This is a genomic window from Veillonella sp. CHU110 (assembly GCF_003992255.1).
Classification (GTDB): domain Bacteria; phylum Bacillota; class Negativicutes; order Veillonellales; family Veillonellaceae; genus F0422.
Genome location: NZ_RQVA01000003.1, coordinates 162764 through 169680 on the forward strand (window position 1 = coordinate 162764; position 6917 = coordinate 169680).

Consider the following 6917-nt stretch of genomic DNA (forward strand, 5'->3'; position numbering starts at 1 on the left):
TCCTTTCTGTTATGGTTGTGCTATCACCATGGGATGATGATTACAAGATAACGATAAAAGGTAAAACGTAAAACGTAAAATGTAATTTGTTTAGTATATGATACATACCAACGCTAGAATGTGTGTCTATCCTAATTAGTTTTGTTATGGATACTAACAATAAAATATTGAGTACTATACTTATATATGGCAGTAGGTAGCAAGTTCTTGGAAGGTTACTTGTTTTAGTACCGATGTGCCATACCCTGTAGGAACCACGATGGTAATAGAAGAACCAGATGCTTTTTTGTCATGACTGGCTTCTTCTAAAATTACATCTTTTGGAATCGTCGTTGTGGTTGGTAATTGGTGGGAAAGTAATAAGTTTTCAATCATAGGAATTATGGTAGGCTCGAGCTCCTTGTGTACTATAGCACCTTTTGCCATGATAAGCAATCCCAATGCAACAGCATTACCGTGAGGGATGGTGAAAGCACTACCGTGTTCGATGCCATGTCCAAAGGTATGACCTAAGTTCAAGGTGGCACGAAGGCCACTTTCTTTTTCATCTACTTCCACCACATGGGCTTTGATACGCACACATTGCGAGATGATGGAGTCCACATCTTCAGGATACTGTAAGAGCGGTCGTTCACGAAGTTGATCTAACAATTCGGGATGTCCTAAGAAACCATATTTGATGATTTCCCCACATCCATTAATCCATTCTTCTTTAGGTAAAGTGGAGAGTGTTTCTGGATCGCAGAGAACAAGGATAGGTTGTTTGAAAGCACCCCATAAATTTTTACCGCACCCTAGGTTAACTGCTGTTTTACCACCTACAGAGGAATCGACGGCTGCTAATAAAGAGGTAGGTACTTGTACATAATCGATACCTCGTAAGTAGGTAGCAGCAGCGAACCCAGCAAGGTCGCCGACGACGCCACCACCTAACGCGATGATGAGGTCTTTACGAGTCAATTTTGCGTTTCCTAATGTTTCTATTAGATCTATGAGACGATGGCCGTTCTTTTCACTTTCACCGTGAGGGAAGGTGTAAGTATGAATGGTGTAGCCTGCTGCTTCTAGAGATTTAGAAACTGTAGATGCATAGAGAGGGCCCACATTGTCATCGGTGACAATCATGACGGAACAAGTGGGTTTGATAGGTTGCAAGTACTCAGCTATACGAGACAAGCTATTCCGTTCGATAATGACATCGTAAGCAGTGGAGGCTTGAATATGAATCGTATCCATAGGAGTGACCTATTTATGACCTAATGCGTCACGTAATGTCAACACTTGGTTTGCCAAAGTAGCGAATTGCTCTGGGCGTAAGGATTGCGGACCATCGCATAATGCTTTTTCTGGATTGTTGTGAACTTCAATCATTAAACCATCAGCACCGCCACCAACAGAGGCTAAGGACAGGGACGGAACCATACGGCTCATACCAGCTGCATGACTTGGGTCCATGATGATTGGTAAGTGGGATAACTCGTGCATCATTGGAATAGCAGTTACATCTAAAGTATTACGAGTGCGTGTTTCGAAGGTGCGAATACCGCGCTCGCAAAGAACGATTTGTTCATTCCCTTCGCTCATGATATACTCCGCAGCCATTAACCATTCTTCGTATGTTGCACATAGACCACGTTTTAATAAGATTGGTTTGCGCAATTTACCAACTTCTTTTAACAAGTTGAAGTTTTGCATATTACGAGCGCCGATTTGTAGCATATCTACATTATCGAAGTATTCCAATTGGGAGATATCCATGACTTCAGATACGATAGGTAGACCAGTTTCTTTCTTAGCAGCTTCTAATAAGGCTAAACCACTTGGTCCCATACCTTGGAAAGAGTATGGAGAAGTACGAGGTTTGAAAGCGCCACCACGAAGGATACCAGCGCCAGCTGCTTTCACAGCTTTGGCTACTTCGATGACTTGTTCTGGTGTTTCTACGGAACAAGGACCAGCGATGATAGTGAAGTGACCGCCACCGATTTTAGCATCCCCTACCGTAACCACAGTGTCTTGTGGATGGAACTTACGATTTGCTTTTTTGAAAGGCTCCTGAATACGCATTACTTTTTCTACGTATGGAAGGGATTCAATAACGCGTAAGTCGACACGGGATGTATCACCGATTAAACCGATAATATCTTGTTGTTCTCCATGGACAGGATGTAATGTAACGCCAGTGGCTTCTAGTAGTTGACGTAGTTCTGCAATTTGTGCTTTAGTTGCTGTAGTGTGTAATCGAATAATCATAATGTCCTCCTAAAATAAATCTTTCATGTATTGCATAGGTAATCTTGAGTGGTGGTATAGGAAGATATAACAAAAAGGGCTACCCGCCTATACCTAGTACGGGTAGCCCTTACCACTATTTAAAGCCACTCAGTGATGATACCTGAATTAGCGTAGCTCAAATAGTTCTTTACCCGCATTGTGGATAAAGAACCAATAAAATGTATTTGCATTTGTTGTAGCTAAATTGATTTGGTTCATCATTGTTGTGACTCCTTTCTTTCAATAATTGCGTTTAGTATACTCTTTTTATATGAGTTTGGCAAGAGTAAATTTTACATATAGAGATGATTAAATGTATCAACAATTAAGTCAATTGTATAATATTTTATAGTATGGTTTCTATTGTAAATGGGAAGGATACTTAAATAATATGTATGGCTACCATTAATCCATTTAGCGGATCTATATATGTCTAAATTATTCATTGAATCTTTTGGAGAGCCATAATGATTTCCTAGAGTATTATACATAGAGTCATAAATTTGAATTGCATTCTCTTTATTTTTAGAGTTGAAACGGCTAGTAATAGTACGAACATGGTTTGTATTATCAAAGGTTGCAAAAGAAGTTTGGGTTAAATTATAATCGGGCTGTTCTCTTTGAATAGCAAAAAAATTAGATTCATTGCTGATTTCCCAACCAGTAACATTTGTAAAATTCTGATATAGATCACTTTTGGGCATGCCAATATACATTGTATGGATATACTCAGGATTATCACTAATCGCCTTGGCCTCTTTTATAGGATCAAAAGCATTGATTTGTGAATAAGAAAGTAGTGTGATGCATAATGCCATACAGGCTATCGAAAAACTTTTGAAAGGTGATACTGAAGTGCTCATGGACAATACCTCATTGTAATAACTCAATATAATTATATTTTTAAAGCATAGGAAAAAGAGTTACAGATTCTGTTGTTTTAAGAACCTGTTCTTGACTCTTATTATACTACGTATATGTATTTTATAGAAAGGTGGGTAAATAGATTATTCTATACTAAATAAGGGAAGTAAAGTCCGTAATCTTGTAGGTGGTGCAAATCCAACAGCAGCAGGGACAATTCATCCTATCGATGCGCGCCCTATTACGATTTAAAACTATACTGGTTTTGTAAGGGCTGATTACAAACCAGGTGTTCCAGCAAGCGAAGCTGGCAAAGGTCGGATCATATATGGATCCTAGTGTAGAATTCATTGTAGGTCGTTTGAACGACGTATCCTATGATGCTAATATTGTTAATGGTGGATCTATGCATGTGAAAGCTGATGCGGTTAACTCTGCGGTAGGTCGATTGGGATTTGGCATTGGCATAGAAACAGAAACATCCAACATCTTTGCAAAACTCGAATTGGCTCATGAATTCTCAAGTAAGGTTAATACGATATAACTTTTAATTAAATCTTGCATTAATAGTCCTTATAGCGTATGCTGTAAGGGCTATTAGTATGTAAGGAGTATAGTATGGTAAAAGTCTTATTTATCTGTCATGGAAATATTTGTCGTTCTACGATGGCAGAGTTTTATATGAAGCATATCGTTAACAAGCAAGGTTTAACCGATTCTATTTATATTGAATCCGCTGCTACATCTCGTGAGGAGATAGGAAATGATACCCATTATGGAACTAAGCAAAAATTAGATGAAATGGATATCCCCTATACTCGTCGTAAGGCCCGTCAAGTAACGATGGATGATTACCGTAAGTTTGATTACCTCATTATAATGGATGAAAATAATGCACGAAACTTACGTCTAATTATTGATGATGTTGACCATAAGGTGTATAAGGCTATGACCTTTGTTGGAGAAAGCCGAGATGTAAAAGACCCGTGGTATACGGGGAATTTTGACGAAACTTATGATGATATAAGTCGTAGCTGTGATGCCTTATTAGAGTTGATCAAAGAGCAATTATAAGAAAAATATACAATGTAATAAGACCCCAGTGTTATCTGAATTAGATATAACATTGGGGATTTTTATAGAAATTCAAATTGGGCTCAAAGTTTGGCTCAAATGCAAAAAATAGATTCTCAACAACGGTGAGAATCCAGTCATATCAATGGTGCGCCTAGCAGGAATCGAACCTGCGCACCCGGTTCCGGAGACCGGCGCTCTATCCCCTGAGCTATAGGCGCTTGTATACCGTTAAAGTATACCATGAAATAATAGGTAGGACAATAGGGGAAAGAATAACTCAAAGAAGAGTATCTCGAATATCAAATGTATATTTTGTAATAATATATTGAAACAAATAGTGTCTTATCATGCTTTCATATACAAGGACAGCTTACTTGTGTTATAATATACTAATTCGCATGATACATATACAAGATTTTAAAGGAGGACCCTTTTATATATGCAAATTAAATTTGAAGATTTACACATTAGCGAACCCATTTTACGAGCTTTAAACGACATGGGATTTGAAGAACCAACACCGATTCAACGTGAAGCCATTCCGGCGGCGAAGTCTGGTCAAGACATGATTGGTCAAGCACAAACTGGTACTGGTAAAACAGCTGCCTTCGGCATCCCAGCGTTAGAGCAAGTGGATCCAACAATCCAAGATCCACAAGTGTTGATTCTTTCACCAACTCGTGAGTTAGCAATTCAAGTGGCAGAAGAATTAAATAAAATGGCGCAACATACAAAGATTCAAGCCTTGCCAATTTATGGTGGTCAAGATATTGGACGTCAATTCCGTATGTTGAAAAAACATCCACAAGTGATTGTAGCAACACCTGGTCGTTTGATGGACCACATGGAACGCAAATCTATTTCTTTTGGCCATGTAAAAGTTGTCATCTTGGATGAAGCGGATGAAATGTTAAACATGGGCTTCGTAGATGATATTAATAAAATTTTGACAGCTGTACCAGAAGAGCGTCAAACATTATTGTTCTCTGCAACTATGCCAAAAGCGATTCAAGAATTAGCGGAAACATACTTAACAGAGCCAACATTGATTCGTATGAAACCAACACAAGTAACGATGGATTTAATCGAGCAATACTATATTGAAGTACAAGATCGTCAAAAATTTGATGTATTGTGCCGTTTGTTAGACATTCAAGCTCCTGAATTGGCAATCGTGTTCGGTCGTACAAAACGCCGTGTAGATGAAGTAACGGAAGCGTTGAAAAAACGTGGTTATATGGCAGAAGGTATTCATGGTGACTTGTCTCAACAAAAACGTGACTCTGTGATCCGTCAATTCCGTGAAGGTACTATCGATATCTTAGTGGCTACAGATGTAGCGGCTCGTGGTTTAGATATTAGCGGCGTTACACATGTATATAACTATGACTTGCCACAAGATCCTGAAAGTTATGTACACCGTGTAGGTCGTACAGGCCGTGCTGGTAAAGCGGGTGTGGCGATGACATTCGTTATCCCTCGTGAGATTGAACATTTACACGCTATTGAACGTTTGACAAAACGTAAGATTGCTCGTCGTAAAGCTCCATCCTTAGGGGAAGTATTAGAAGGTCAACAAAAAATTGCAGTAGAAAAATTAATTGCCTTAGCAGATAATCGTGAAGAATTAGCAAGCTATCGTTCTAGTGCAGAAGAATTGTTGAATGATATCGATTCTGTTACATTGTTAGCTGCGGCATTAAAATTGTTGACAAAAGAGCCAGATACAACACCTGTTAGCATTACAGAAGAAGCGCCACTTCGTGTACGTCGTCGCCGTGACAGTGGACGTCGTGATGGCCGTCGCCGTGATGATCGCCGTAGAGAAGGTCGCCGCCGTGATGATCGTCGTGACGGAGATAGAAGACGTTCCTCTCGTGATCGTAACCAACGTTCTAATGGTGGAGAACGCCGCTCTCGTGACGGACAAAGACAACAAAAACCAAAACACCAAGGTAGCGGTTTCAAACCATATTTTAAAGATTAATCTAGTCAAGTGACAATAAATATAATTAATCAATTCTGATTATTGTTTGGGAATGAACTTTCTGATATAATATAGTTAGAGTAATAGTGTTTTAATCTCACAGTTTAGCTTCCAAGTGGAAAGGATGTGCTCTATGGATATTGCACAAAAGTTGCGAGAAGAAGGTTATAAAGTAACGCCACAGCGTATTGCAATTTATAATGTTCTTTATGCAGAAAACAACCATCCCACTGCGGAAATGATCTACCAAAGTTTGCGGGAAGACCATCCAAGTATGAGCTTGGCGACTGTATATAAAACGATGGAGATTTTTGAACGCATTGGTATAGTTCGTGTCTTAGACTTGGGTGATGATTGTAGCCGATATGATTGGGATACAAGAAATCATCCACATGTACGTTGTACAATGTGCAATCGTATTAATGATTTGCATGATGTACAAGTCAACTGTCTAAGAGAAGAAGTGGCTCGCCACAGTGAATATGAAATTACGGGACTGCATGTGTCTTTTGAAGGCATTTGTCCGGAATGTTTGCGTAAAAGCTCACATTAATCCGTAATGTAAATCATCTAGTCTTAGATTAGAAACAGCTCAATAGGGGATAATTGCTTATGATAAACAATTATCCCCTATTTTCTGGCTCTATAATATATCTTGGGGGGACAGCAAAAGCCATCCCCCCAAGGTATATTTTTTTATGCAAAAAAGTAGGCA

At 39.0% G+C, this 6917-nt stretch carries 6 protein-coding genes, 1 tRNA gene and 1 pseudogene; 4 read left to right on the plus strand and 4 right to left on the minus strand.

What is annotated here, in order from left to right:
* Positions 1 to 180: 180 nt before the first annotated feature.
* The 3 genes from aroB to EO122_RS02330 all read right to left on the minus strand — a co-directional run bounded on the left by aroB (position 181) and on the right by EO122_RS02330 (position 3137).
* Positions 181 to 1236: a 3-dehydroquinate synthase gene (aroB, locus tag EO122_RS02320; RefSeq protein ID WP_127009200.1), complete on the minus strand. Its 1056-nt coding sequence runs from the start codon at positions 1234 to 1236 to the stop codon at positions 181 to 183.
* 9 nt (positions 1237 to 1245) lie between these two features.
* Positions 1246 to 2253: a 3-deoxy-7-phosphoheptulonate synthase gene (gene aroF, locus EO122_RS02325; protein ID WP_127009201.1), complete on the minus strand. Its 1008-nt coding sequence runs from the start codon at positions 2251 to 2253 to the stop codon at positions 1246 to 1248.
* A gap of 314 nt (positions 2254 to 2567) precedes the next feature.
* Entirely contained in the window at positions 2568 to 3137 is a 570-nt protein-coding gene (locus tag EO122_RS02330) for a hypothetical protein (protein ID WP_127009202.1), read from the minus strand.
* Positions 3138 to 3457: 320 nt separating this feature from the next.
* Here EO122_RS02330 and EO122_RS02335 point away from each other — a divergent pair.
* Positions 3458 to 3676: pseudogene (locus EO122_RS02335) on the plus strand (hypothetical protein); the annotation flags it as partial.
* An 80-nt stretch (positions 3677 to 3756) separates the two neighbouring features.
* Positions 3757 to 4212 carry a low molecular weight protein-tyrosine-phosphatase gene (locus EO122_RS02340; RefSeq protein ID WP_127009203.1) on the plus strand — a complete coding sequence of 152 codons (456 nt, stop codon included), beginning with the start codon at positions 3757 to 3759 and terminating at the stop codon, positions 4210 to 4212.
* A 146-nt stretch (positions 4213 to 4358) separates the two neighbouring features.
* Here EO122_RS02340 and EO122_RS02345 read toward each other — a convergent pair.
* Positions 4359 to 4433: transfer RNA gene (locus EO122_RS02345), tRNA-Arg, on the minus strand.
* Between the two features lie 221 nt (positions 4434 to 4654).
* Here EO122_RS02345 and EO122_RS02350 point away from each other — a divergent pair.
* Together EO122_RS02350 and EO122_RS02355 are read left to right on the plus strand one after the other, a co-directional pair.
* Positions 4655 to 6202: a DEAD/DEAH box helicase gene (locus EO122_RS02350; protein ID WP_127009204.1), complete on the plus strand. Its 1548-nt coding sequence runs from the start codon at positions 4655 to 4657 to the stop codon at positions 6200 to 6202.
* Positions 6203 to 6335: 133 nt separating this feature from the next.
* The gene (locus EO122_RS02355; protein ID WP_062401787.1) at positions 6336 to 6755 is read left to right on the plus strand and encodes a Fur family transcriptional regulator; all 420 of its coding nucleotides are present in this window, start codon (positions 6336 to 6338) and stop codon (positions 6753 to 6755) included.
* The last annotated feature ends 162 nt before the right edge of the window (positions 6756 to 6917 follow it).